Here is a 25,175-nt window from a genome sequence, read left to right on the forward strand (position 1 = left end):
ATCGCTCGCGCCATCCGGGAGGGGTGCCACATGACTCGCAACCTGCTGTTCCTCGCCACACTCGTCGCCGTCTTCCTGTCTCCGGTTCAAGCTCAAGCGGGTGTGTGGTTCGAGGTTCTCCACGCCCCCTGCTGGACGGGGGACGAGAACAACGTGAAGCACCCCACCGAGGGCGACCTGACGTACGGTCGCTACCGGGGCGCCGTCGACTGCTTCAACGACGACTTCAACGGCCGCGGCTCGCGCACCATCCTGTCCATCAAGGCGTTCCAGGCCTGGGAGTACGGGACGATGTTCCTGTACTACGACATCACCGGCCCCTGGAATGGCGCGAACTCCAAGACGGACGGCGCGGATGATCGCGCCAACGAGCGCGGCGGCTTCTTCGGCGGCATCACCACGACGGTGTCCCCCAAGAAGATCGGCGAGAAGATCGCCGGCCGCCAGTTCGACTGGGGCCCCATCGCCGACCTGGAGATCAAGTACGAGATGGAGCACGTCGCGAAGTTCGGCATGCTCAACTACTACGGCCTGCAGTGGGGCCTGAAGGCGCCGTTCCTGGACTTCCTGACGGTGACCACGGTGATCCGCGACGACAGCGTGTTCAAGGGCATCGACTTCCAGGTGGGCGCGGCGTGGCAGAAGTCGTTCTCCATCGCCAGCCAGGACTTCATCTTCGCCGGCTTCTTCCAGGCGGGCCTGTTCGGCGAGGGCGAGGGCGTGGGCAACTTCGAGGGCAGCAAGGGCAACCAGTTCTTCCTCTCCCAGCCGCAGCTGCTCTGGGACTTCGGCAAGCCCATCGGCTTCACGCCGGGCAAGCTGTACGCCGGCTTCGAGTACCAGCTCGCCTTCAACCGCTACCTGATCGGCGGCAAGACGGAGAACGTGCTCCAGGGCATGCTCCGCTGGAACATCTGAGCCGGTCGTAGGTCAGTCCCCGCGCGAGGTTCTCGTGCGGGGACGCAGTGAAGCAGTCGTTGACGTGCGGGGGGATGAGATGAGCGAGTCGTTCGAGGCCAGGTGCCTCCGGTGCGGTGCGCCGGATCCAGGGGACAAGCCGCGGTGCATCTGTGGCGCCAGTCTCCTGGTGGATGTGTTGTTGAAGCAGCCCATGGAGGATGAGCGCCAGCGCTTCGTGATGGCGCGCGCCCTGGCCCTGCTGGGACCGCCGGCGCCGGCGTTCTCCCAGGCGCGGGTCGCGCTGGGCATTCCCGGAGAGCGCCTGGTGCGTGGCGCCTCGCGGGTGTTCGCCGAGAAGATCGTCGCGGTGCTCTCCGAGCATGGAGCCCAGGCGGTCCTCCAGCAAGCGGAGCAGTCCGTCGTGCAGCCCGCCGCCGCGCCTCCCCGGAGCTCGGCACGCTCCGCGCTGATGGCGGTGTTCCTGCTCGTGGTCGTCGCCGGGGCGGGACACCGGCTCTGGACCTCCCAGTCCGCCGAGATCCAGAAACAGGTGGCGTTCGGGCTCGGGGCTCCCTCGCTGGCTCCCGCGGAGTCCGGCAAGCCCGCCTGGCTGACGACGCAGGAGATCTCCCAGCGAGCCTCTCCCAGCACGCTGAGCCTGCGCTGTGGAGGGCAGATGGGCTCCGGCTTCTTCGTGGAGCCGGAGCTGGCGCTCACCAATGCGCATGTGGCCTGCCCGCTGGGGAAGACCATGACCGTGGTGCTGCCCGATGGCCGCCAGCTCATTGGGGAGACCCTGGCGCGGGACGAGGAGCTGGATCTCGCGACCGTGCGGGTGGTGGGCGCCAAGGCGGTGCCGCTGAAGCTGGGGGATGTCACGCGCCTTCAGCCCGGAGATCCGCTCGTCTTCATCGGCAGCCCCAAGGGGCTGGACTTCACCGTCCACGAGGGGAAGGTGGGCTTCGTGGGGCGGCACTACCTGGGGCTCGGCTACGTGCAGTTCAACGCGTCGGTGAACCCCGGCAACAGCGGGGGACCACTCCTGGATGGGCGCGGCGAGGTGGTGGGCGTCGTCTCCCTGAAGATCGAGAACGCGGACGGCCTGGGGCTGGCGCTGCCCATTCCGTACGCCAGCAAGCTCATCCCCGTGAGTGCGTCTCCCGAGGCGACCGCTCGCTGGGAGGAGTTGCTGGCGCGTGTGGAGCGTGAAGAGGCGCGGGAGGTCGAGTCCTTCAAGGTGGAGACGTCCCGGCCGGTGCTGGCCTCGGTGAAGGAGGCCCCAAACGTCGGGCTCGTCGTACTGATCGTCGAGCGCTTCGACGCCCCTCCGTCTCGCAAGAGGCATGGTCTGGTGCTCCAGACGAAGGATGAGACGTGCGCGATGCCCGCGGACTTCGAGTTCTGGCTGCCCATCCAGGAGGCGATGGAGCGCGAGAAGGACTCGCGCCGCATGCGCTGGATCGCCTCTCGTGGAATCACCGAGGGGCTCTACGTGGGCGCTGCCCGGCTCCCCGTCGAGGACTGCTCCCTGCCGGAGGTGGGGAAGGCCTGGCTGAAAGTGGATGGGGCGGGCGACGAGGAGTTCGACCGGTATGAGCTGCCTCTGCAGGCCGTGACGACCGCTCGCGGGGTGTGGAACCGCAACAAGCGAGGCATCAAGGCGTGGGAGCAGACGCTCTGGCAGGCGAGGGTGGAGAATGATCGCTCGCGGGAGGATGCCGAGCAGTGGCGCGCCTCCTTCCGCCGGGCGCGTGAGCGGCTCTCCCGGGCCGAGGAGGCGAAGCGACGGTTGGAGGAGGACGCGGCCGCTGGCAGGTACGTGCGCCAGAAGCTCTCCGAGGCCGAGGCGGAGCTGAAGCTCGCCAACCAGCAGCTCGCGGAGCTCGAGCGCTATGCCTCCGACAAGCGGGTGCCGGAGGAGTGGCGGCAGTAGCGCGCGGAGCCCGCCGCCCGGGCGTCACCGGGCGGCCAGGGCGTCCAGCTCGGCGACCAGGGCGGGCACGTTGCCACGAGGCACCGTCCGGCAGGGCAGGAAGCCGGACGAGCGATCCGTGGCGATGACCGGGATGCCCCGAGCCACCGCTCGCGCCAGCTCGGGCGGGTGGCTCTCGCACCAGGAGGGGGCGAGCACCACGTCCACTCCGTGGAGCGTCCGCTGTACCTCCGCCGTCACCCGTCTCACCCGCGGGTGGTGGAGGTGCTTCGGGTCCGTCCCCTCGGCGGGCCGCACCCACAGGCTCCACTGGGGCCGCGCCTCGATGGCCGCCAGCGCTTCCCGCAGTCCGCCTCGCGCGAGCGCAGGGCCCGCGAGCAGCGCCACCTGGAGCGTGTGAGGCTCGAGGGAGCCCCTCGGCGGTGGCCTGGTGGTGCCGGCGTCCTCCTGGAGCGGAGGCAGCTCCCGGATCAGCTCGGGCGCGTGGCCCGCGGCCATCAGCCGCTCGCGGCAGAACTCGCCTCGCACCCAGAGCTCGTCCGCCAGCACCCGCTCCGCCTCCTGCCGCGCCACGTCCTCCGCCGAGGCGCGGTGGTTGCGCAGGAACGCCTCCTCCGGGTGCCTCGAGGCCGCCTCGTCCAGGTCCGCGTGCAGCGCTCTCAGGGTGGGCAGGTCCTCCACCAGCACGCAGCGCGCCCCCCGGCTGCGAGCCAGGGCGAACACTTCCCGCGCGCACAGCGAGGGCGCGAGCACCGTCTCCACCGAGCGAGGCAGCAGCGTCGCCACCGCCTGCGCCACCCGCCTGCGCAGCGCGAAGCGCGCCCGGAAGGTCGCCGCCGTCGAGGGCGCCGCCAGCCGCATGCCCGCCTCCACCGCCGCCCACCCTGGCAGCCCCCACACCCGGAAGCCCTCGGGCACCGGGAGCGTCCTGCGCTTCCAGGCCGTGCGCAGTCGCGCGGGGGCAGGCACTCGCAGGGGCAGGGACGGAAGCGCCCACGGTGCCACCACCTCGCCCCCGCGCTCGGACTTCAGCAAGGACGGGAGCTGGTGGAGCCACGGCGCGGGCTCTGGCGCGAGGACCAGGTTCATGACGCCGCGCTCCCAGGCTGGGGGACCTCCACCCGCGCGTGGCACGCCGCCTCGCCGCACGTCAGGCACGTGCGCTTGCGCGACTCGGGGTTCAGCATCCGCCGGCGGTTCTCTCCGATCGTCCGCTCCTCCAGCACCGCGCCCGTGCCCACCTCCTCCACCCGCCGGACGATGCGGTTGGTGCGCACCGGGCCCTCGGCCGTCTCCACCACGGCGTCATCCTCGGACCACAGCCGTGCGCGCGTCCGCGGAGCCGCCTCCCCGTGGAGGGTGAGCCGCAGCTTGCCGCCCTGCACGCGGGCCCCCAGCCGCACCGGCCCCTCCCTCGGCGCCACCACCAGATCCACGTAGGGCCAGGCCACCGTCGCGTCCATGCCCCACAGCGCCCCTTCCAGCGCAGGCACCGCCTCCAGCGTGTGTCCGTGGCGCTCCAGGATGTGCCAGCCCTGGCGCGCCGCCAGCTCGAAGAGCGCATTGGCCACCAGGCAGATGCCTCCACCGACGGAGGGAGTCAGGCACCCGCCGCGCAGCGACAGGCCATACCGGTAGCCGGCCTGCTCCGTCAGCCGCCCCAGCGTGCGCCAGAAGGAGAGCGGCCGATCCGGCGCCAGCAGCAGCCCATCGAAGGCCGGCGCGGCCAGGCGGACGTTGTGCTGCTTGCCTGCCTCCAGCAGCGGATCCGCCTCCGGATCCGTGCGCGCCATATCCACGGTGTGCGAGGCCAGCAGCACGCTCATGCCCCTGGCCGGCGCCAGCAGGGGACGGGGCCAGCGCTCGGGGGTGGCGGCCCACCGCACCAGCCGGTTCGCCTGCAGCGCCAGCTGCTTGCTCCGCCGCCACAGCAGCGCGGCCGCGGAGAGATCCACCAGGCGAGGAGCCACTGTTCGCGAGGACATGTCCGTCTCCGGTGCAAGGCCACGGCCAGCCAGCGGAGCAAAGCCCGAAAGGGCAGGGAGACGTAAGGCCTTCACTGCCACACATGCAGCCCGGTGGTCCCAAGGGTATTTGTTCAGAAGCGAGCTTGGGTGAAATAGTCTGGCTTCAATTATTCAATCAGGGCGGTATAGCACCGGTGTTGGAGTCAACGGACGAAGCACTCGCGGAGAGGGCCTCCGCGGCGGAGCGAGGCCTCGCGGTCCAACGCGTGCTGATCGTCGCGGCCGGGTGGATCACCTACCCCCTGCTGGATCACACCGGGACGACTCCCTGGCTGGCATACCTGCTGCTGAGCCTCGCCACGCTCTACTCCCTCGGCGTCTTCCTGCTGAAGCCCTACCGCCGGGACACGGTGCGGCCCTCGTCCCTGGTGACGTCGATCAGTGACGTGCTCATCACGCTCTTGTGGCTGTACGCCACCGGCGGCGTGCTCTCCCCCTATGTCATCACCCTGCCGCTGGGGGTGATCACCGTCGGCATCCGCTTCACGGCGCGGGACACCGCCATCGCCACCGCGGTGGTCGCGAGCGGCTACCTCGTGCTGGTGTTCCTGATGGGGCAGCTCGTGGAGCACCTGGCCCTGGTGCTGATCCGCCTGAGCTACATCCTGGTGGCTGGCATCCTGGGGCAGCTCGTGGCCCGGCTGGTGCTCGAGCAGCTCGTGGCCCGGGTCGAGCTCCAGAAGCGGCTGCGGATGGAGGAGCGCCTGTCGAGCAGCGAGGCGGCGCTCGCCGAGGCCCAGGCCATCGCCCACACGGGGAGCTGGAACTGGGAGTTCGCCACGGACCAGCACACCTGGTCCGCCGAGCTCTATCGCATCCTGGGCCGAGCCCCCGGCGAGCCGGTCCGGCACGACTCCTTCGTCCAGAGCATCCATGCCGAGGAGCAGGCCTCGCTCCAGCTCGCGCTGGCGCAGGCCCGCGCGGACCGGCGGCCCTTCCATGGCGAGTACCGCCTGGTGCGGCCGTCGGGCGGGGTGCGCTGGGGCCACCTCAAGGGGCAGGTGGTGACGGACGCGCGGGGCGAGCCGGTGCGCATGAGCGGCACCCTGCAGGACATCACCGAGCGCAAGACGATGGAGAAGCGCCTCATGGTGGCCGATCGCATGGCCGCCCTGGGCACGCTGGCGGGGGGCATCGCCCACGAGATCAACAACCCGCTCACCTTCATCACCAGCAACCTGGTCTACCTGGAGGAGAGCCTGGACTCCCAAGCCGCCAAGCAGCTGCCCATCCAAGAAGAGCTCCGAGGCGCCGTCTCCGATGCGCGCGAGGGCGCCGAGCGCGTGCGCAACATCGTGCGCGATCTCAAGACGTTCTCCCGCGTCGACGAGGCCCGGCTCCAGCCGATCGACGTCCACAAGGGCCTGGAGTTCTCCATCAACGTCGCCGCCCAGGAGTTGCGCGCGCGCGCCCAGCTGGTGAAGGACTTCCAGCCCGTCCCGTTCGTGCTCGGAGACGAGACGCGGCTGGGGCAGGTCTTCCTCAACCTCCTGGTGAACGCCGCGCAGGCCATTCCCGACGGCCGCCCCGAGGCGCACACCATCACGGTCCGCACCCGGCTGGAGGAGTCGGGGCACGTCCTGGTGGAGATCTCCGACACGGGGATGGGCATCCCGCCGGAGATCCTCGAGCACATCTTCGAGCCGTTCTTCACCACCAAGCCCGCCGGGGTGGGCACGGGGCTGGGCCTGTCCATCTGCCACGGCATCGTGACGTCGCTCGGGGGGAAGATCACCGTCCGGAGCGAGGTCGGCCGGGGCACCACCTTCACCGTGACGCTGCCCGCCACCGAGACGTCCCCGGCCACCACCGCCGAGAGGCCCCCCGCCGCCATGAGCCCCCAACGCGCACGCCTCCTGATCGTGGATGACGAGCCCATGGTCGCCGCCTCCCTCAGCCGACCGCTCCGCACGGAGTACGACGTGACGACCAGCTCGGGGCCCGAGGCGCTCCAGCGGCTGCTGGCCGGCGAGGACTTCGACGTCATCGTCTGCGACCTGGCCATGCCGGACATCAGCGGCATGGAGCTGCACGCGCGGCTGAAGGAGCAGCGTCCCGCCCTGGCTGACCGGATGATCTTCCTGACGGGGGGCGCGTTCACGGCCCGGGCCCAGGAGTTTCTCGACCAGGCGCGTTATTGGCTCGAGAAGCCGGTGGAGCTGGCCACGCTCCGCAACCTCCTCCAGGAGGTGATGAAGGCGCCCCCCCGGGGGGGCCCGGACGACAGCTCGGTGGCCTGAACCTCGTCCATTTCGCGGCGGCGTATATGATGCCGGGAAAATGGGGCTTTACGAACAGGTCCAGGAGACGGTGCAGGCCATCCGCCAGCGAGCGGGGGGACTGACGCCACGCGTCGGCATCATCCTCGGAAGCGGGCTGGGCGCCTTCGCGGACGGCTTCGGGCGCAAGGTGGTCATCCCCTACCAGGAGCTGCCGCACTTCCCCCACTCCTCGGTGCCCGGGCATGCGGGCCGGATGGTGGTGGGCGAGGTGGGCGGTGAAGTCGTCGTGGCGATGCAGGGCCGCGTCCACTCCTACGAGGGCTACACCTCCACGCAGGTGGCCTTCCCGGCCCGGGTGCTGTGCGCGCTCGGCATCCGGGGGCTGGTGGTGACCAACGCCGCGGGCGGCATCAACACCCAGTTCGCCCCCGGCGACTTGATGGCCATCACGGACCACATCAACCTGTCCGGGTGGAACGCGCTGACCGGACCGAATGACGAGCGGCTGGGGCCTCGCTTCCCGGACATGAGCCGGGCTTATGCGCCCTTGCTCCGGGGGCTTCTGCTGGAGGCGGCCCAGCGCACCCAGGTTCCCCTGCGCCAGGGGGTGTATGCCATGGTTGCGGGCCCCTCCTATGAGACGCCCGCGGAGATTCGCATGCTGCGGACGCTCGGGGCGGATGCGGTGGGCATGAGCACGGTGCCGGAGGCGGTGGCCGCGGGCCACATGGGCGTACCCGTGGTGGGGATCAGCTGCATCACCAACCTGGCGGCAGGGGTGGGAGACAAGCCCCTGACGCATGAAGAAGTGGCAGAGACGGCAAACCGGGTGGCGGGTATCTTCTCGCGGCTGCTGACGGACTTTCTTCCTGTGGTGGCACGCGCGTGAGCAAGGATTCGACAGCGATGGCGGAGAGGACTGATTCCACGGGGCCCAAGAACGAGGAGCGGCGCGAGTCGCCTCGGGTGCCCATGAGCTTCCAGGTGCGGCGCGCCGGCAGCGAGGCGACGTTCGAGTCGCACCCGGGCGATTTGTCGCTCGGGGGGTGTGCGTTCAAGGGGGCGGGGCTGGAGCCGGGCACGCAGCTGGAGCTGCGCTTCCGCCTGCCCGCCGCCTCGGACGAGCTGCAGGTGCGCGGCGAGGTGCTGGCCGGCTCGGACGGGAGCGCCACGCGGGTGCGTTTCCTGGACATGGCCGTCGAGGCGGAGCTGGCCATCGCCAGGCACCTGGACGACATGGAGCTGGCCGCACCGAAGAGCTGAGCCACTGAGCCCTGGAGGCAGCATGGCCGAGGAGATTCCCTGGGAGGCGCTGTTCCAGCAGGCGACGAAGGTGCGCGAGCGCGCCCACGTGCCCTATTCGCGCTTCCCGGTGGGCGCCGCGGTGCTCTTCTCGGACGGGGCGGTGGTGGCGGGCTGTAACGTGGAGAACGCCACCTATGGACTGACGGTGTGTGCCGAGCGCAACGCCTTCGCCGCGGCGGTGGCCCAGGGGCACAGCCGGCCGGTGGCGGTGGCCATCGTGGTGGACACCCCGGCGCCCTGTCCCCCCTGTGGCATGTGCCGGCAGGTGATGGCCGAGTTCGGCGGGCCGGACCTGCCCGTGCGCAGCCGCAACCTCAAGGGGGAGGAGGCCCAGTACACGCTCCGGGACCTGCTCCCCCACGCCTTTACGCGCGACTTCCTCTGACACCGGGCTGCTCTGTGTTAAGAGCAGCCCCGCGCGTGGATATCCTCCTTACCCATGGCACCGTCGTCACGATGAACCGCGAGCGCGAGGTGCTCGCGGACGCGGACGTGCTCATCCAGGATGGGCGCATCGCTCGGATTGGCCGTGGGCTGAAGGCTCGCGGCGCCGCGCGGCGGGTGATCGATGTCCGGGGCCAGGTGGTGCTGCCCGGCCTCATCCATGGCCACCTGCACGCCTGCCAGACGCTGTTCCGCAACCACGCGGACGGGCTGGAGCTGCTGGACTGGCTCCGCGAGCGCATCTGGCCCTACGAGGCGGCGCATGACGCGGACTCCCTGCGGGCCTCGGCGGACCTGACGTTCGCCGAGCTCATCCAGTCCGGCGCCACGGCGGCGCTCGACATGGGGACGGTGCGTCACTACGACTCCGTCTTCGAGTCCGCCCGGGACTGCGGCTTCCGGCTCACCGGCGGCAAGGCGATGATGGACACGGGCCACGGGCTGCCCGCGGGCCTGCGGGAGACGACGGAGGCCTCGCTCGCCGAGAGCCTGGCGCTGCTGGAGCGCTGGCATGGCAAGCACGAGGACCGGCTGCGCTACGCCTTCGCGCCGCGCTTCGTCCTGTCCTGCACCGAGCCGCTGCTCAAGGCGGTGTCCCGGCTGGCCAGGGAGAAGGGCGTGCGCATCCACACGCACGCCAGCGAGAACGCCACCGAGTGCGATCTGGTGCGCCAGCGCATCGGCCAGGACAACATCGCCTACTTCCACTCGCTGGGCATCAGCGGCCCCCACGTGACGCTGGCCCACTGCGTGTGGCCCACGGCCGAGGAGCAGCGCCTGCTGCGTGAGACGGGGACGGTGGTGTGCCACTGCCCCAGCTCCAACCTGAAGCTGGCCTCCGGCATCGCCAAGGTGCCCGAGCTGATGGACGCGGGCGTGCGCGTGTGCCTGGGCGCGGATGGCGCGCCCTGCAACAACAACCTGGACATCTTCGTGGAGATGCGGCTGGCGGCCCTGCTGCACAAGCCGCGCGTGGGCCCGCTGGGCATGCCGCCGCTGCGCGTGCTGGAGATGGCCACCCTGGAGGGGGCGCGGGCGCTGGGGCTGGAGCAGGAGATCGGCTCGCTGGAGGAGGGCAAGCGCGCGGACGTCACCGTGGTGGACGTGCGCGGCCTGCACACCCTGCCCACGCCGGAGAGCGTCCTCGGGGTGCTCGTCCACTCGGCCCGCTCCACGGACGTGTCCCACGTCATCATCGACGGCCAGCCGGTGCTCAAGGAGCGGCAGCTGCTCACGATGGATGCGCGGGAGGTGGCCGACAAGGCGCGTCTGCACGCCGCCCGCCTCGTGGAGCGCGCCAGCGTCTGAGCCGGGGCGGGCCCCGTCAAGCCACGCGGGTGGACTCGCCCGGAGTCGTGGGCAGCCGCGCGACGAACGAGGTGCCCCAGCCCGGCGCGTCCTCCACCGCGATGCGGCCACCGTGGGCCTCCACCGCGAGCCGGGAGAAGTAGAGCCCCAGGCCGTAGCCCTTCCGGGTGGCGCGCTCCTGCTCTCCCTGCACGTGCTTGTCGAAGATGCGGCCTCGCAGCTCCTCGGAGATGGAGGGGCCGTCGTTGCGCACGGCGAGGTAGGGAGCGCCTGCCTCCAGCCCCGTCTCCAGCCGCACGCGCCCGCCAGGAGGCGTGTAGCGCAGGGCGTTGGCGACCAGGTTCTCGACCACCCGCGTGAGCAGCGCCCGGTCCCCGTGGAGCACCAGGCCCTGGGTGGCCTCGACCTCCAGGGTGAGCCGGCGGAACTGCGCCGCCCCGACGAAGGCCTGGCGCACCTCCTCGAACAGGGAGGAGGTGTCGATGCGCTGGGGGCGCAGCTCCAGCTTGCCCTCCTCCAGCCGGGGCAGGTCGAGCAGCTCGGAGATCATCCGCTCCATGCGGCCGGTGACGGCCAGCCCCGTGCGCACCCCCTGCATGAGCGCCAGGTCGGCCTCGGCCAGCTCGGTCTCCAGCCAGGAGAACGTCATGCTCAGGGCCGACAGCGGCGAGCGCAAGTCATGCACGAGGAACTGGATGAGCTGGTCCTTGTCCCGCTGGAGCGTCAGCAGCTGCTCGTTCTGGGCGCGCACCTCGCCCAGCATGCGCTCGATGGTGCCGCGGGCCTGCTCGACTTCCTGGAAGCGCCGGGCCTCCACCTGGCGCTCCACCTCCGTGCGGGTGAAGGCCACCGCGAGCTGGCGCATGCGCTGGCCGCCGTACTGGCTCAGGAAGGCCACCAGCAGCAGCACCACGCTGGCGATGGTGACCGAGCCGTAGCTGACGTCCGCCTCGCGCATGAGGACGGCCTCGGCCACGGCGGCCAGCAGCGCCGTCGCGTAGACGACGCCCGGCATGAGGGTGAGGCTGCTGAGCACCACCACGAGGGCGAAGAGCCCGAGGCTGAAGCCGGCGATGCCCGGCGGGAAGCGGGACAGCGGCAGGGCGGTGTGCTGGACCCAGAAGATGAGCCCCACGTCCACCAGGGACTGGGCCACGTCCAGCCAGTGCACGTACGGCTTGTCGTGCAGGGCGAGCAGGCCCGCGGCTACCAGCAGGTACACCGTGAGGGGCAGCGGGTAGTGCGCCCAGTCATGGCGCCCGCTCAGCCACATCGCCAGGATGATGAGGAGGAAGAGGAAGGTGCCGGCGACCCGGACCGCCGCACCTACCCTCAGGATGCGGCGGCGCTGCTGATCGACTGCCTCGGCGAGCTGCGCATCGAAGGCTGTGGTGTCCGGCTGGGCCATGTGAGAGGGAACCAGACACTATCACCCCGGGAGGTCCGGAGTGGACTGCCCTCCGGCTGGAAGGGGAGGGGCCGGCCACGGTCCGATGGAACCGTTCGGGGGAAGGCAATGTCCCACCCGAGATATCCGTAGGGGAGGGAGAAGGGTAGGCTGGCGCCCCACGGGATCGTGTAAGGTCCAGTCGTCCGAGGTTTCTGGAGGAGGTAGCAGCCAACATGTGGCAACGGTTCAAGAGAGCAATGCGTAGCTTCGCGGGCTTCTTCGTCTCCTCCATCGAGGACCCGGAGCTCATTCTCGAGCAGAACGTTCGGGACCTGAACGACCAGGTGCCGAAGATGAACGAGTCCATCGCCATGGTGCGGGCGAACGTGACGCTGCTGGAGAAGGAGAACCAGAAGTACCAGCAGGACGTGCGTGAGCTCACCGCCAAGGTGAAGGCCGCCATCCAGGCGGGCCGTGACGATCTGGCCGCCCAGTACGCCTCCAAGCTCCAGATGGAGAAGCAGGCGCTCGAGCGCAACGAGCAGCAGCTGCAGACGGCTCGTGCGGCGTACGAGAAGGCGATGAACGTCAAGAAGCTCTTCATGCGCGAGAAGGAGCGCAAGACGCAGGAGGCGATGAACGCCATCCGCGACGCCCGCCGCGCGAAGTGGCAGTCGAAGGTCGCCGACGCGATGGAGAGCTTCCAGGTCGCCGGCATCGACGCCACCCACGACGAGATGCTCCGCAAGGTGCAGGAGAACGCCGCCGTCAACGAGGCGCGCATGCAGATGGCGCTCGAGTCGGTGGATCACCAGTCGCTGGCCATCGAGGAAGAGGCCGAGAAGATGCAGGCCAACGAGCTGGTCAAGCAGTTCAAGATGGAGATGGGCCTGGACAGCCCTGCGCCGGTGAGCGACGTGGGCGCGCCGGCGGAGAAGACCATCGGCAAGAAGGTGGAGGTGAAGTAGCCCTCCCTTCGGGAAGGGGCCGCACCCATGAAGCTGCATCGCGGGCCAGGCCTCTTCCTGTTCCTCACCCTGTGCCTGTTCGGCGCGGGCTACACGCTCGCGTCGCGGCTGGGGTACCTGGATCGGCTCCAGGCGCGCCTGTTCCCGCCCGCCAAGGAGGCGATTCGCCTGTCCCCCGGTGACTTCCCCGCCGGGGTGGCGGCTCCGGTGGCGGATGTGGCCTCGGTGCCCTTGAGGCCCGTGCTCATCGGCTTCACCCCGCGAGGCTCGGCGTCGGCGCTGCTGCTGGCCACGGGCGGCTCCATGACGCTGGATGCGCCCGCGGCTCCGCCCGGCGCGGCCCAGGGGCTGCTCAAGACGGCCTACGCGCTGGATGCCCGCGCGGTGCTGTTTGCCCGTGAGGAGGAGCTGCGGCAGGCGCTGGCCATCGGCGCGGAGAACGGCGGGGTGGACATGGCCGCGCTGTCGGTGGACCGGCTGGCGGCGTGGGCTCCCTCGCTGCGGGACGCGGCGCCGCGCACGGTGATGCTGCTGGGGCGCAGCCGGGGGCAGGAGGCGCTGGCGGCGGTGGGCGTGCCGGACCTGGCCTCGCTGCGGGGCAAGCGCATGGGTGTGTATCCGATGAGCTCCGCGCACTACTTCGCGCTGTGGGTGCTGTCGCGGACGGGGCTGCGGACGACGGATGTGACGTGGGTGGAGCTGCCCTCCACGCTGGATGCGGGCCGCGCGCTGCGCGAGGGCCGGGCGGACGCGGTGGTGGGGCTGTGGGGAGACGTGGAGCTGGCCGCGAGGGACAGGGGCGGGGCGGTGCTGGCGACGACGGCGGATGCGCCGCACCTCATCGCCACGGTGCTGGTGGCCCGCGGGGACTTCGCCGCGCGCTATCCGGACGCGGTGCGCAGGGTGCTTCGTGGCCTGCTGGATGCCGGGCAGAGTGTCCAGAAGGAGCCGGCCCCGGCTGCTCGGATGCTGGGAGACGTGGCGCCGTATCTGGGAGACCCCATCGAGGCCATCCGGTCGGCGCCTCCGGCGACGCTGGCGGACAATCGCTCCTTCTTCGGGCTTTCCGGCGAGGCGCCTGTCACCTATGACGAGCTCTTCCAGAGCGCCTCGGCGCTCTTCCAGAAGCTCAAGCGGGGGGCGTCGGCGCCTCCCGCGGAGGACACGCGGGACCTGGGGGCGTTGAAGTACGTGTCGGAGGCTCGCGGACCCTGACGCCCCCTGGTGGGGCAGGAGAGATGCGTCGTGGCGGATTCGCCCAGCTTCATCAAGGCGGCCTTCCTGTTGCCCGCCAACCTGGTGGGCCTGCTCACGGCCGGCGCCTCGTCGCTGATGACGGGCGAGCCGCTGCCGGCGCTGGTGGCGTTGGGGGTGGAGGGGCTGTACCTGGGCATCGTCCCCTCGATGAAGCGCTTCCAGCGGGCGGTGCGCGCCAAGGGTGGGGACGAGGCGCCGGATGCGGAGCGCAAGCAGGTGGACGCGCTGCTGGCGGAGCTGGCGCCGTCGCAGCGGGAGCACTACCAGGCGCTGGTGGGGCTCAAGGAGAAGATCCTGGAGAACTACCGCCGGCTGCCCGCGGGCAAGGTGCTCGCCAGCGACAGCGAGCCGCGGCTGGACGCGCTGCTCACCTCGTTCCTGCGGTTGGTGTCGGCGCTCAACCACCACCGCACGTACCTGAACAGCACGGACCGGGCCCAGCTCGAGAAGGAGCTGCGCGAGCTGGAGGCCGAGGTGGCGCAGGAGCCCAATCCGCGGCTCAAGGACGTGAAGGAGAAGCGGCTCGAAATCCTCCGCAAGCGGGTGGCGCGCTTCCAGCAGGCGGGCGAGAGCCGCGAGGTGGTGAGCCATCAGCTCGCGGGCATCGAGGACCTGATGCGGCTGACCCACGAGCAGTCCATCACCATCCGCGATCCGGAGACGGTGAACCGCCAGCTGGACGTGGTGAGCGCCGAGGTGGAGGCCACGGACGAGACGGTGCGCGAGATGGAGCGCTTCATGGACTTCCAGGAAGAGGTCGGCAAGCCGCTGCCGCACGGTACACGGGTGCGGTGAGACGGGGACACAGTCGGGGGACGCAGGTCGCGGGTCCCTCGTCTCGGCGCGGGTCCCCCCATCAGCGGATGGGTCCTCCCGCGCCGGCCGTCCCGCTCTCCCAAGGCTCACAGTCCGGCTCCACGGACTCGATTTCGGCTCTCCTCTGGCGCGCTCGTGCAAGGGCCGGTACGTCTCCGAGGTGCTGGAACTGGAGTTCGAGGTCCTTGGCGAGAGGTTGCAGGTCTGGGCAGGCAACGCGCTGCTGCTGGAAACCAAGGAACTGCTCGACTGTGCGCAGGCAATGCTGGACCAGGTGCTCCGACGAGCGGATGAACCAGAAGAGGCCCGCCTTCTCCAGGAAGTGATTCGACGGCGCGAGGCCGCGGAGCAACGCGTCGCGGAGCTCCAGGCTCAACTGGAGCGCCTTCAGAACCCCAGGTAACCGGGGCCGTGTCGCTCAGTACACCGTGCTCTGCCACGGGAAGAGGTACGTGAGCGGCAGGTTCAGCCTCGCCGCCCATGACGCCTCGTTGTGACCCGCTCCCTGGGCCACGTGGTAGTACAGGTCCTTGCCCTGCACGTAGCCGTCCGCCACGAGCGCATCCTTCATCCGCGTGGTCTCCGGCTGCCCGTCGCCGTTCGTCCCCGCGTCCAGGTAGATGCTCACCGCTACCTTCGTCGTCGACGCCTCCACCTGCTGCGTCAGCGCCTGGTTGTTCCACCAGAACGAACTCGAGAGCGCCGCCAGCTTCGAGAACACCTCCGGGTGTCTCCTCCCCGTGTAGAACGAGTCCAGCCCGCCCAGCGACGAGCCCATGATCGCCGTGTTCTTGTTGCCCGGCAGCGTCCGGTAGTTCTGGTCGATGTACGGCTTCACCGTCTCCAGCAGGAACCGCTCGTAGGTGTCCGCGCCTCCACCGCCGTACTGCGGATCGCAGCACGGCGTCAGCTCGTAGATGCGGTTGGCCCCGCCGTTGTCCACGCCCACCACGATCACCTCGTCCATCTGCCCGTTGTTGATCAGGCTGGTGGCCGTCTCGTCCACCCTCCACTCCACGCCGCCGAACGCCGTCGACGCCTCGAACAGGTTCTGCCCGTCATGCATGTAGAGCACCGGGTAGCGCTTGAGCGGGTTCTGCCCGTAGCTCGGCGGCAGGTAGATCCTCAGGCTCCGCGTGTTACCCAGCTGCGGCGAGCTGAAGTTGCTCACCTTCACCAGGCTCCCAGCCCGCGCCTGGAAGAACGGGTAGATGTCCACCGTGGTGCCCGCCTTCACCTTGTAGTTCGCGCCCACCGACCAGGTCGCATCGTTGATCAGCGGCTTGACCTCCACGTCCCCCACCGAGTCCGCCCACGTGTACGTCCACTTGTTCCCAGACGTCCATGTGGTGTTGATGCCCGCGCTCCACGAGAACGGCGCCTTGCTGCCTCGCAGCGTGATGCGATTGCCGTAGCCCACGTCGTAGTGCACCCGGAGCGTCGTGGCCTCGGCCACCGCCGCGACCCAGAGAGCCCACAGGCACACCAGGACCCGGGCCTGGCTCGAGACGAACCTTCGCATGGCGAGACTCCTCCTCAAGGGATGGTGCCGCCCGGCCGGCATACAGGGGGCCCGGCGCAGGCATGCCGGCCCTGTTAACAGCGTGTCCTGCCGTGAACAAGGCGGGTCCTACGCTTATCCAGCGGTTGTGACAGGAAGAAATTGACTCTGGACCCAGGTCCGTCTGCACTCACCTCCATGCTCCGCCGTGCCTCGTCCTGGTCCCTGCTCCTGCTCGTCTTGCTCGCCGGCTGCTCCCGCTGTGGGAAGGACAGCGGCCCGACCGGCCCCGCCGGCAAGCCCGCCTCCGTCGAGCGCTTCCTGCCTCGCGACGCCCAGGCCGCCATCGTCGTCCAGGATCTCGGCGCGCTCGGCGAGAAGCTCGCGCGCTTCCAGAACCTGAAGATCGCCTCCTTCCTCGCCCAGCTGCAGAACTTCCAGACCGCGGAGGCCTATGTCTCCGCCGTCATGCGCCAGGTGGGCGTGGATCTGCGCAGCCGCCAGGCCATGGAGAAGGCCGGCATCGACCCGGGCAAGGGCGCCGGCGCCGCGTTCCTCTCCCAGACCCAGGCCTTCTCCGTGCTCGGTGTGAAGGACGCGAAGACGCTGGAGGAGACCTTCTCCAACCTCGCCCGCAACCGCCTCGGTGCTCCCGAGCGCGCGGAGCAGAAGGCCGGCGGCGGCACCCTCATCACCTTCAGCCGGAAGGGCGCCACCACGCCCCAGCTGGGCCTGCTCTTCATCGGCGACTTCGTCCTCGTCGCCCCGGGCTCCACCGTGGAGCGGCTGGCGACGTTCGCCTCGCAGCCCTCCGAGAAGTCCCTCGCCGAGGAGCCCGTGCTGGCCGCCTCCCTCGGGCGGCTCCCGAAGGAGCGGGACTTCCACATCTATCTCCCCGGCGGCACCGACCTGGTTCGCCCCGGCACCGTGCAGGGGCTCACCCTCACCGGCGTCATCGAGGAGCGCGCCGTCACCCTGCGCGCGGATGCCCCGTGGCCCGACACCCAGCAGGCGCTCGCGCCGCTCGTTCCCAAGGAGGGGCCGGACCTGCTCGGCTACCTGCCCGCGGACAGCTTCCTCGTCGCCCGCTACCGGGGAGACCCGGCCACCCTCGGCGGCGTGTGGCCGTACATCGTCGGCCCCTACGTCACCCGCGCCGTGCAGCAGAGCAACTTCGACATCAAGGGCGAGGTGCTCGACAACCTCCAGAGCGGCATCGCGATGGGCGTGGCCCTGGCCCCCACCGCCCAGTTCGGCAGCGGCATCCCCGAGCTCGACATCCGCCGCACCAGCCCCTTCCGCTACGTGCAGCTCATGGTCGTCGCCGAGCCCAAGGACGTGGCGAAGGCGGACGCCACCCTGGCTCGCGTGCCCGACATCGCCGGCAACTTCGGCGCGCAGGTGAAGCCCGAGGACGTGGGCGGCAAGCGCGTGTACCTCACCTCGTACCGGGCAGGGGAGGGCGCCCACTTCGCCCAGGCTGGGGGAAAGCTGGTGCTCGCCGCGCCTCGCTCCCGCCTGGAGGCGGCGCTCACGGGCCTCGCCGGCAAGCCGGGCGAGTTCCCCCTCGCGCAGGACCTTCAGGGCGCCATGAAGGATCAGGTCCTCTCCGTGGTGATGGACCTGCGCAAGCTGTCGGACGCCGTGCGCAACCTGCCCTCCGAGGCCTGGGGCATTGGCGGCTTCGCCATCAAGGCCACCGCCCTCCGGTGGCTCGAGGCCACCGATGACCTGCGCGCGGTGACCCTCAACCTCTCCCAGAAGGAGAAGGCCCTGCAGGCCGAGGTGTCGCTGAAGCTGACGCTCCCTCCGGCCCCGCAGCAGCCTTCGTCCCAGCCCGCTCCCCAGCCCACCGAGGCCAAGTGATTCGAGCGCGAGACATCGTGAAGGAGTACCACGACGGTGACGGCACGCTGGTGCGCGTGCTGGATGGTCTGTCCCTGGAAGTCGACCAGGGTGACTTCGTCGCCGTGGTTGGCCCCTCCGGCAGCGGCAAGTCCACGCTGCTCCACCTGCTGGGCGGGCTCGACGTGCACTACTCCGGTGAGGTGGAGGTGGGTGGCGTCAAGCTGCGCGGCCTGAACGATCGCGCGCTGGCCCGCTTCCGCAACTCGCACGTCGGCTTCGTCTTTCAGTCCTTCCACCTCATCCCCAACCTCTCGGCCGTGGAGAACGTGCTGCTGCCCTCGCACTTCGGCGCCGCCTCCCTCGAGGCTCGCAAGCGGGCCGAGGCCATGCTCGACCGCGTGGGCCTGCTCTCCAAGAAGGACCGTGCCCCGGTGCGGCTGTCCGGCGGCGAGCGCCAGCGCGTGGCCATCGCCCGCGCCCTCTTCACCGGCCCCAAGCTGCTGCTGTGCGACGAGCCCACCGGCAACCTCGACGCCGCCACCGGCGCTGGCGTCATCCAGCTCTTCCACGAGCTGCACCGCGAGGGGCTCACCATCCTCGCCGTCACCCACGAGGAGCGCATGAGCTCCGCCGCCCGCCGCGTGCTGCGACTCAAGGAGTGTCGGCTCGTCGAGGAGCCTGTCGCCCGCACCGCTCCCGGAGGTGCGTCATGAGGCTCGCCGCTCTGTCCCGCCTGGTGCGCCTGAGCATCGCCCGCGAGCGCCGGGGCGCCTTCTTCTCCGCCTTCGGCGTGGCCGTCGGTGTCGGGGCGCTCGTCTTCTTCGTCGGCCTGGGCCTGGGCGTCGGCCGAGTCATCCGCGAGCGCATCTTCCCCACCGACGCGCGGCTGGTGGATGTGGTGCCCCCGGCGGTGTCGCTCGGCTCGCTGCTCGGCGGCGGCAAGCTGGATGCCGAGACCGTGGAGCGTCTGTCCGCCCTGCCCGGCGTGGAGAAGGTGTACCGGAAGATGAACGTCCGCGTGCCCGCCGTCAGCCGCTACGAGGGCGCCTTCTTCGGCGCACGGCTGCGCATGGGCATGGAGGTGCTCGCCGTCGGCGTGGACCCGGGCCTCGTGTCCGCCGACGTGCAGCTCGGCGAGTTCAAGGACCCCGGGCCCGACAAGCCCATCCCCGCCGTCATCTCCACCCGGCTGCTGGAGATCTACAACAAGACCTTCGCTCCGGCGCGCAAGCTCCCGCAGATCTCCCCGCAGATGATCGTCGGCTTCGGCTTCCCCGTGGAGTTCAACCGCTCCTATGTGGCGCAGACCACCGGCGGCCCGACCACTCCCACGCAGGCCCAGGTGGTGGGCGCCTCCGACCGGGGCCTGCTCGCAGGCATCACCATCCCGCTCGAGACGGCCATCCGCCTCAACCGCGCCTCCGGCGTGGATGCCGAGACGTTCACCGGCGTGACGCTCGTGGCCCAGGACCCCTCGCAGGTGTCGGCCCTCGTCTCCGCCGTGAAGGAGATGGGTCTGGAGATCGATGATCAGGAGCGCAGGCTGGCCGAGAACGCGGGCGCCGCCGTCACGCTCACCACCTCCGCGCTCGCCCTGCTGTCCATCCTCATCTGCGTGCTGGCCGCCGTGAACATCGCCCACGCCCTCTCCGCCTCCGTGCGCGCTCGCGCCAAGGAGATCGGCGTCATGCAGGCTGTCGGCGCCTCGCGCGGAGACGTCCGCAACATCGTCCTCGCCGAGGCCGGCGTGGTGGGCCTTGCCGGCGGTGCCATCGGGACAGGGGCCGCGCTGCTGCTCGCCCTCGTCATCAACCGGCTCGCCGCCCGCTACCTGCCGGACTTCCCCTTCAAGCCCGACAGCTTCTTCTCCTTCCCCTGGCCCGTGGTGCTCGGAGGCGTGGCGCTTGGGCTGTTCGCCGCGCTCGCCGGCGCCTACTTCCCCAGCCGCCGCGCCGCCGCCATGGATCCCGCCCGGACGCTCGCCGGATGACGCTGCCTTCCCGAAAGGTCCTCCTCGCCAACGGCGTCTGTCTGGTCCTCCTGGCCTGGCTCTATGGCGGCGACGTCTTCGACGCCGTCCAGGCCCGCTCCGCCGAGGTCTCCGCCTTCCTCGAGCCTCCGCCCCTCGTCCGCCCCATCATCGTCCTCGTCATCGGCACCCTCGCCCTGGGTGTGGTGGTGTGGGGACTGCTGCGCCGCCAGGACGATGACTTCAAGGGCTACAGGCTGCTACCCATCGTCCTCGTGGCCGCACTCTTCGTGGATCTCGTGTTCGCGGAGAAGCGCATGCCGCTGAGCTCCGTGGACCTGGCCTCCATGTCCCTGCGCTACTTCCAGGACCTGGCGCAGCGACAGGCCACCCGGGATGCGGTCCCCGCTGACCCTGCCTCCCTCAACCCCCTGCTCGAGCAGCTCGGGCGCCCGCCGTACCTCATCCGCGGCCAGCCGGCCTCCCAGTACACCCTCCAGGTCCGCCAGGACTGCGAGGGCCCCGTGCGCTCGGCCCCCGGCCTCCAGCCCGGCACGCTCATCTACTGCGTCGCATCAGGGCGGAAGGGGGCCTGGATCACCCTGGTGGGGCTCCCCGCCGAGCGCCGCTTCGGCTCTCCAGAGGTGCTCTCCGTCGGGGGTGAACCGCGCTTCATGTTGGTACAGCCCTTGCCCTCCGAGGAGGCTCCCGCCCCCGAGCCGGCACCCTCCGAGCCCTTCCGAGGCTCGGGCCGCACCGCGGCGCAGCCCTCCGAGCCCGGCAACGGGGGCCAGGATGCTCGCCCGGCACCCTGAGCAGGCGGCCTGCTTGCCTACACGCTCCCCTCCGCGTCCGCGATGGTTGACCCTGTAGAGCCGCGATCGCTAGGCTCGGGTCCCAAACCCCGAGACACTCGAATCTCGTGACGACCTCTCAACCGAAGCGGCAACCCATCCCATTTGGGAAGTACCTCCTTCTCGACCGCATCAACATCGGCGGCATGGCCGAGGTGTGGCGCGGGAAGATGTTCGGCGCGGGAGGTTTCGAGCGGCTCGTCGCCATCAAGCGAATCCTCCCGAACATCGCCGAGGACGAAGAGTTCATCACGATGTTCATCGATGAGGCGAAGATCAGCGTCCAGCTGAATCACGCCAACATCGCGCAGATCCACGAGCTGGGGCAGATCGCCAACAACTACTTCATCGCGATGGAGTACATCCCCGGCAAGGACATGCGGGCGATCTTCGACCGGTGCCGCAAGAAGGGTGAGCCCGCCCCCATCCCCCTGGTGGCCTACTGCGTCTCCAAGATGTGCGAGGGCCTGGACTACGCCCACCGCAAGAAGGACGGCATGGGGCGGGACCTCAACATCGTCCACCGCGACATCTCACCTCAGAACGTCCTCATCTCCTTCGAGGGCGAAGTCAAGGTCATCGACTTCGGTATCGCCAAGGCCGCCGGCAAGGCCACCAAGACGCAGGCCGGCATCCTCAAGGGCAAGTTCGGCTACATGAGCCCGGAGCAGATCCGCGGCCTGCCGCTGGATCGCCGCTCGGACGTGTTCGCCATCGGCGTGTGTCTCTACGAGATGCTCACCGGCGAGCGCCTCTTCGTGGGCGACAGCGACTTCTCGGTGCTGGAGAAGGTGCGCAAGGCCGAGGTGGCTCCGCCGTCCACCTACAACCGGCGCATCCCCGAGCAGCTCGAGAAGATCGTCCTCAAGGCGCTCGCCCGCGACGTGGACGAGCGCTACCAGTACGCCAGCGAGCTGGGCGACGACCTGCAGCGCTTCCTCATCACCAGCGACACCATCTTCGGCCGCAAGGACCTCATGCAGTACATGAAGGCCACCTTCGCCGAGGACGTGGAGCGCGAGAAGCAGCGCCTGGCCGAGTACGCCAACATCAAGCCTCCCGACGGGATGCTCTCCGCCATCGAGGCCGGCTTCAGCGGCTCCTCGAGCCCCAGCGCTCCGCCCCCCACTCCCGCCCCGCCCACCCAGACGCCGATGGAGACGCCCAAGGCCTCTGGCGCCACCGCGGTGATGGGGCCCGCGGGCGCCAATGGCGAGGCCATCCGCCGCACCCCCTCGCTCACCGCGCTGCCCAAGCTCACCGCCGCCGCCGCCACGCCGACGCCCAAGGACGACGAGGCCGTCGCGACGATGCTGGTGGACTCGCGCGAGTACTTCGACGACGAGGACGAGCCCACCACCCAGCCGGGCGCCAGGGCCGGCCGCACCGTGACGCCGCTGGAGTCCGAGCGGGCCGAGCTGGCCGAGGGTGAGCCCGCCAGCACCGGCAAGACGGCCGTCATCGGTCCTCCCCCGGGCGCTCAGTCGCCCCGCATGTCCTCGCCGAACATCCCCGTGGTGACGCCCACGCCCAACGTGCAGGTGCGTCCCTCCGTGTTCGGCATGCCCTCCGTGTCGGCCGAGCCCGTGGCGCCGGCCCGTCCTCCTCCGGGCCGCCTGCCGGGTGATGGGCTGCCGCGCATCGCTCGCCAGGAAGGTCCCGGCGGCGGGCCGCCCATGCTGAGCCCCGCGGGCATGCAGGGCAATGCCGCCGGGCATGGGGCGAGGCCCGCGCCCCAGGTGCCCGCCCCGCCCATCGGCACGCCCTCGCCCACGCCCGCCGCGAAGACTCCGGGGCGCGCGGACAAGGACGAGCCTGGGCAGCGCTCCGGCCCGAACCGGATGGTCCTCTTCGGCGGCATCGGCGCCGCGGTGCTCGTGGTGCTGGCGGTGGTCATCATCCTGGCGACGCGCTCGCCCGCCTCGGGCTTCATCATGGTGGAGCTGCCGCCCCAGCTGAAGGGCAAGGCCCAGGTCACCCTCAACGCCCAGCCCGCCACGGCGAACAACGGCGTCGTCCTGCAGCCGGTGCCCGCCGGCCCCGTCGTGGTCGCCGTCAGCGCCGAGGGCTACAAGGCCTTCATGCAGACGGTCACCGTCGAGGAGGGCACGCAAGTCACCCGCGTGGTCCCCGAGATGGAGTCCCTGGTGAAGTCGGTGTCCATGGTGCTCGCCACCGTGCCCCAGGACGCCCAGGTGACGCTCAACGGCAAGGTCATCCGCGCTCAGGGCTCCCAGGACGCCTTCATCAAGGATCTGCCCGCCACCGATGAGATGGTCATCGAGGTGCGCGCCCCGGGCTTCAAGCCCCACCAGCAGAAGTACACCCTGCCCGCGGGCTCCGAGCCGCTGCAGGTGACGGTGCGGCTGGAGGCGGCGGAGGTCGCGGTGCGCGTGGAGTCCGAGCCGTCGGGGGCCACCATCCTCGCCAGCGGCAAGGAGCTGGGCTTCACCACGCCGGCCACCGTGCGGCTGCCGCCCGGGGTGAAGCAGGTGACGCTGCGGCTGAAGTGCTTCGAGGAGGCCGAGCTGCCGGTGAGCCTCGCCTCGTCCGGGGACGGCCCGCCCGTGGTGAAGGGTGCCTTGAAGAAGCAGCCGGGCTGCAAGTAGTCGCGCCTGCCTGAGACAGAGGCGGGCCGGGGCCCCTCAACGGGGCGGAGGGACATTCGTCCGTGAGCAAATCGCGCAGGAGCAAGTCGGATCCGCTGGCGGATCTGCCCCGCTGGGCCCAGAAGCTGGCCCAGAAGTACTACACGAAGACCGTCTCCACGTTCCTGCTCTACGGGGCGGTGAGGGATCTGCAGCCCCTCACCCTCGAGGACGGCAACCGGGGCTACGGCATCCTCAAGACGTTCCTCGCCGACGAGCTGTTCGGCGGGCGGGACCACGTCATCTTCTACGATCGTTCCTCCGGCATCCGCGCCGCCGCGCCCGAGACGCAGAAGGACCTGCAGCGGGCCATGGCGGGCTACGACGCCCTCTACGGCACCGACTACGCCAAGTCCCTGCCGAGAGACCCGGGCCGGGCGCTGCAGATCCTCGAGAACTTCCTGCGCCTGCGCCTGGGCGAGGGCAAGTCGATGGCGCTCATCATCGACTTCGCGGAGACGCTGGTGCCCGGCGGAGAGATGAGCCACCTGTCCGCCGAGGACCGCTTCGTGGTGGCCACGCTGGACAAGTGGGCGCACGATCCGCAGTTCCTCTCCAACGACATCTCCGTGGTGCTGCTGGCGGAGAACCTGGCGGACATCTCCCCGCGCATCTCCCGCAACCCGTACGTGGCGCCCATCGAGCTGCCGCTGCCGGGCGAGGAGGAGCGCCTGGACTACGTGCGCTACAAGCTGGAGGGCAAGCGGCTCCAGTCCATCTCGGACGTGTCGCTGGCCGCGCTGGCGAAGATGACGGCGGGCCTGTCGCGCATCAACCTGGACCGGGTGCTCACCGAGGCCATGGAGCGCGACGTGCGCATCACCCCCGAGCTCCTCAAGGAGAAGAAGAAGGAGCTCATCCAGGCCGAGTGTCATGGCCTGCTGGAGTTCATCGAGCCGGCGCACAACCTGGACGCGGTGGCCGGCCACGGCAAGGCCAAGGAGATGCTCCGCCACGCCGCCAACGCCCTCAAGAAGGGCCGCATGGAGGTGATGCCCATGGGCTACCTCATCAGCGGCCCGGTGGGCACCGGCAAGACGTTCATGGTGACCAGCTTCGCCGGCGAGATTGGCATCCCCGCGGTGAAGTTCCTCAACTTCCGCAGCCAGTGGCAGGGCGTCACCGAGGCCAACCTGGAGCGCATCTTCACCCTGCTCAAGGCCCTGTGGCCCGTGGCGGTGATGGTGGACGAGGCCGACACCTTCCTGGGCAACCGAGACTCCGGCGGGGACTCCGGCACCAGCAGCCGCGTGTTCGGCTCCATCGCCTCCTTCATGGGCAACACCCAGTACCGCGGGAAGATCGTCTGGTTCCTGATGACGGCCCGGCCGGACCTGCTGCCCATCGACCTGAAGCGGCAGGGGCGCGCCGAGGAGCACCTGGCCCTCTTCTACCCGCAGACGGACGCCGAGCGGGACGAGCTCTTCAAGGTCATGCAGAAGAAGACGGGCGTGTCCGTGGACGTGCCGTCCTTCGCGTCGCTCATCCCCGAGGGCACCCGCCAGTTCAGCGGCGCGGACATCGAGGCCGTGATGGTGCGCGCGAAGTTCCGCGCCCTGGCCGAGGGCCGTGAGCAGGTGTCCGTGGATGACCTGAAGGCCGTGCTCGCCGACTTCATCCCGCCCAGCTACCCGCTGGAGATCGAGCTGCAGAACCTGGTGGCCGTGCAGGAGTGCACCAGCCGCGAGCTGCTGCCCGAGCAGTTCCGCTCCATGGACCGGGACGACGTCACCCGGCGCGTGCGCGAGCTGAAGATGCTGCTCGAGGAGCAGTGAGCCCCGAGCC

General features: G+C 70.2%; 21 protein-coding genes. 17 read left to right on the forward strand and 4 right to left on the reverse strand.

The features are described 5' to 3' along the window. Positions 1-30 precede the first annotated feature (30 nt). The gene (locus KY572_RS18445; RefSeq protein WP_224244140.1) at positions 31-918 is read left to right on the forward strand and encodes a hypothetical protein; all 888 of its coding nucleotides are present in this window, start codon (positions 31-33) and stop codon (positions 916-918) included. Positions 919-997: 79 nt separating this feature from the next. Beyond that, entirely contained in the window at positions 998-2,833 is a 1,836-nt protein-coding gene (locus tag KY572_RS18450; protein ID WP_224244142.1) for a S1C family serine protease, read from the forward strand. Positions 2,834-2,857: 24 nt separating this feature from the next. On the opposite strand, the gene KY572_RS18455 is transcribed toward KY572_RS18450, so the two are convergent. Together KY572_RS18455 and KY572_RS18460 are read right to left on the reverse strand one after the other, a co-directional pair. After that, on the reverse strand, positions 2,858-3,922 hold the full coding sequence (locus KY572_RS18455; RefSeq protein ID WP_224244144.1) for a hypothetical protein: 1,065 nt from the start codon (positions 3,920-3,922) through the stop codon (positions 2,858-2,860). Then, positions 3,919-4,818 carry a VanW family protein gene (locus KY572_RS18460; RefSeq protein WP_224244145.1) on the reverse strand — a complete coding sequence of 300 codons (900 nt, stop codon included), beginning with the start codon at positions 4,816-4,818 and terminating at the stop codon, positions 3,919-3,921. The genes KY572_RS18455 and KY572_RS18460 overlap by 4 nt, the downstream gene beginning before the upstream one ends. Positions 4,819-5,066: 248 nt before the next feature. On the opposite strand from KY572_RS18460, the gene KY572_RS18465 reads away from it, so the two are divergent. From KY572_RS18465 to KY572_RS18485, 5 genes are read left to right on the forward strand one after another with little or no spacing between them, the layout of a single operon-like run. After that, positions 5,067-7,100: an ATP-binding protein gene (locus tag KY572_RS18465; protein WP_224244146.1), complete on the forward strand. Its 2,034-nt coding sequence runs from the start codon at positions 5,067-5,069 to the stop codon at positions 7,098-7,100. A 40-nt stretch (positions 7,101-7,140) separates the two neighbouring features. Next, positions 7,141-7,971, forward strand: coding sequence for a purine-nucleoside phosphorylase (locus tag KY572_RS18470; protein WP_224244147.1), 831 nt, complete (start codon positions 7,141-7,143; stop codon positions 7,969-7,971). A gap of 17 nt (positions 7,972-7,988) precedes the next feature. Then, the gene (locus KY572_RS18475; protein WP_224244148.1) at positions 7,989-8,345 is read left to right on the forward strand and encodes a PilZ domain-containing protein; all 357 of its coding nucleotides are present in this window, start codon (positions 7,989-7,991) and stop codon (positions 8,343-8,345) included. 22 nt (positions 8,346-8,367) lie between these two features. Then, positions 8,368-8,772: a cytidine deaminase gene (locus KY572_RS18480; protein ID WP_224244149.1), complete on the forward strand. Its 405-nt coding sequence runs from the start codon at positions 8,368-8,370 to the stop codon at positions 8,770-8,772. A 35-nt stretch (positions 8,773-8,807) separates the two neighbouring features. Further along, positions 8,808-10,139 (forward strand): 5'-deoxyadenosine deaminase, encoded by a 1,332-nt coding sequence (locus KY572_RS18485; RefSeq protein ID WP_224244150.1) that lies wholly within the window; start codon positions 8,808-8,810, stop codon positions 10,137-10,139. Positions 10,140-10,155: 16 nt separating this feature from the next. Here the strand turns inward: KY572_RS18485 and KY572_RS18490 are convergent, their stop codons facing one another. Continuing rightward, positions 10,156-11,547, reverse strand: coding sequence for a sensor histidine kinase (locus tag KY572_RS18490; protein ID WP_224244152.1), 1,392 nt, complete (start codon positions 11,545-11,547; stop codon positions 10,156-10,158). A gap of 215 nt (positions 11,548-11,762) precedes the next feature. Between KY572_RS18490 and KY572_RS18495 the strand changes: the two genes are divergently transcribed. The 4 genes from KY572_RS18495 to KY572_RS18510 all read left to right on the forward strand — a co-directional run bounded on the left by KY572_RS18495 (position 11,763) and on the right by KY572_RS18510 (position 14,973). Next, positions 11,763-12,497: a PspA/IM30 family protein gene (locus tag KY572_RS18495; protein ID WP_224244153.1), complete on the forward strand. Its 735-nt coding sequence runs from the start codon at positions 11,763-11,765 to the stop codon at positions 12,495-12,497. A 27-nt stretch (positions 12,498-12,524) separates the two neighbouring features. Continuing rightward, positions 12,525-13,712: an ABC transporter substrate-binding protein gene (locus KY572_RS18500; RefSeq protein WP_224244155.1), complete on the forward strand. Its 1,188-nt coding sequence runs from the start codon at positions 12,525-12,527 to the stop codon at positions 13,710-13,712. Between the two features lie 30 nt (positions 13,713-13,742). Next, positions 13,743-14,549: a hypothetical protein gene (locus KY572_RS18505; RefSeq protein ID WP_224244157.1), complete on the forward strand. Its 807-nt coding sequence runs from the start codon at positions 13,743-13,745 to the stop codon at positions 14,547-14,549. 181 nt (positions 14,550-14,730) lie between these two features. Next, positions 14,731-14,973: a hypothetical protein gene (locus KY572_RS18510; protein ID WP_224244159.1), complete on the forward strand. Its 243-nt coding sequence runs from the start codon at positions 14,731-14,733 to the stop codon at positions 14,971-14,973. Positions 14,974-14,988: 15 nt separating this feature from the next. Here KY572_RS18510 and KY572_RS18515 read toward each other — a convergent pair whose 3' ends face one another. Beyond that, positions 14,989-16,092, reverse strand: a complete 1,104-nt coding sequence (locus KY572_RS18515; protein ID WP_224244161.1) for an alpha/beta hydrolase — start codon at positions 16,090-16,092, stop codon at positions 14,989-14,991. Between the two features lie 177 nt (positions 16,093-16,269). Here KY572_RS18515 and KY572_RS18520 point away from each other — a divergent pair, with 177 nt between their 5' ends. The 6 genes from KY572_RS18520 to KY572_RS18545 all read left to right on the forward strand — a co-directional run bounded on the left by KY572_RS18520 (position 16,270) and on the right by KY572_RS18545 (position 25,165). Next, positions 16,270-17,937, forward strand: coding sequence for a DUF3352 domain-containing protein (locus tag KY572_RS18520; RefSeq protein WP_224244163.1), 1,668 nt, complete (start codon positions 16,270-16,272; stop codon positions 17,935-17,937). Then, on the forward strand, positions 17,934-18,632 hold the full coding sequence (locus KY572_RS18525) for an ABC transporter ATP-binding protein (RefSeq protein WP_224244165.1): 699 nt from the start codon (positions 17,934-17,936) through the stop codon (positions 18,630-18,632). Before KY572_RS18520 ends, KY572_RS18525 begins: the two co-directional genes overlap by 4 nt. Next, the gene (locus tag KY572_RS18530) at positions 18,629-19,909 is read left to right on the forward strand and encodes an ABC transporter permease (RefSeq protein ID WP_224244166.1); all 1,281 of its coding nucleotides are present in this window, start codon (positions 18,629-18,631) and stop codon (positions 19,907-19,909) included. Before KY572_RS18525 ends, KY572_RS18530 begins: the two co-directional genes overlap by 4 nt. Next, a complete protein-coding gene (locus KY572_RS18535; RefSeq protein ID WP_224244167.1) occupies positions 19,906-20,703 on the forward strand; it encodes a hypothetical protein in 798 nt (265 codons plus the stop codon). Before KY572_RS18530 ends, KY572_RS18535 begins: the two co-directional genes overlap by 4 nt. Positions 20,704-20,810: 107 nt before the next feature. Beyond that, positions 20,811-23,351 carry a serine/threonine protein kinase gene (locus KY572_RS18540; protein ID WP_224244168.1) on the forward strand — a complete coding sequence of 847 codons (2,541 nt, stop codon included), beginning with the start codon at positions 20,811-20,813 and terminating at the stop codon, positions 23,349-23,351. A gap of 62 nt (positions 23,352-23,413) precedes the next feature. Next, positions 23,414-25,165 carry an ATP-binding protein gene (locus tag KY572_RS18545; protein ID WP_224244169.1) on the forward strand — a complete coding sequence of 584 codons (1,752 nt, stop codon included), beginning with the start codon at positions 23,414-23,416 and terminating at the stop codon, positions 25,163-25,165. Positions 25,166-25,175 lie beyond the last annotated feature (10 nt).

Source organism: Hyalangium gracile (assembly GCF_020103725.1).
GTDB classification, from domain to species: Bacteria; Myxococcota; Myxococcia; order Myxococcales; family Myxococcaceae; genus Hyalangium; species Hyalangium gracile.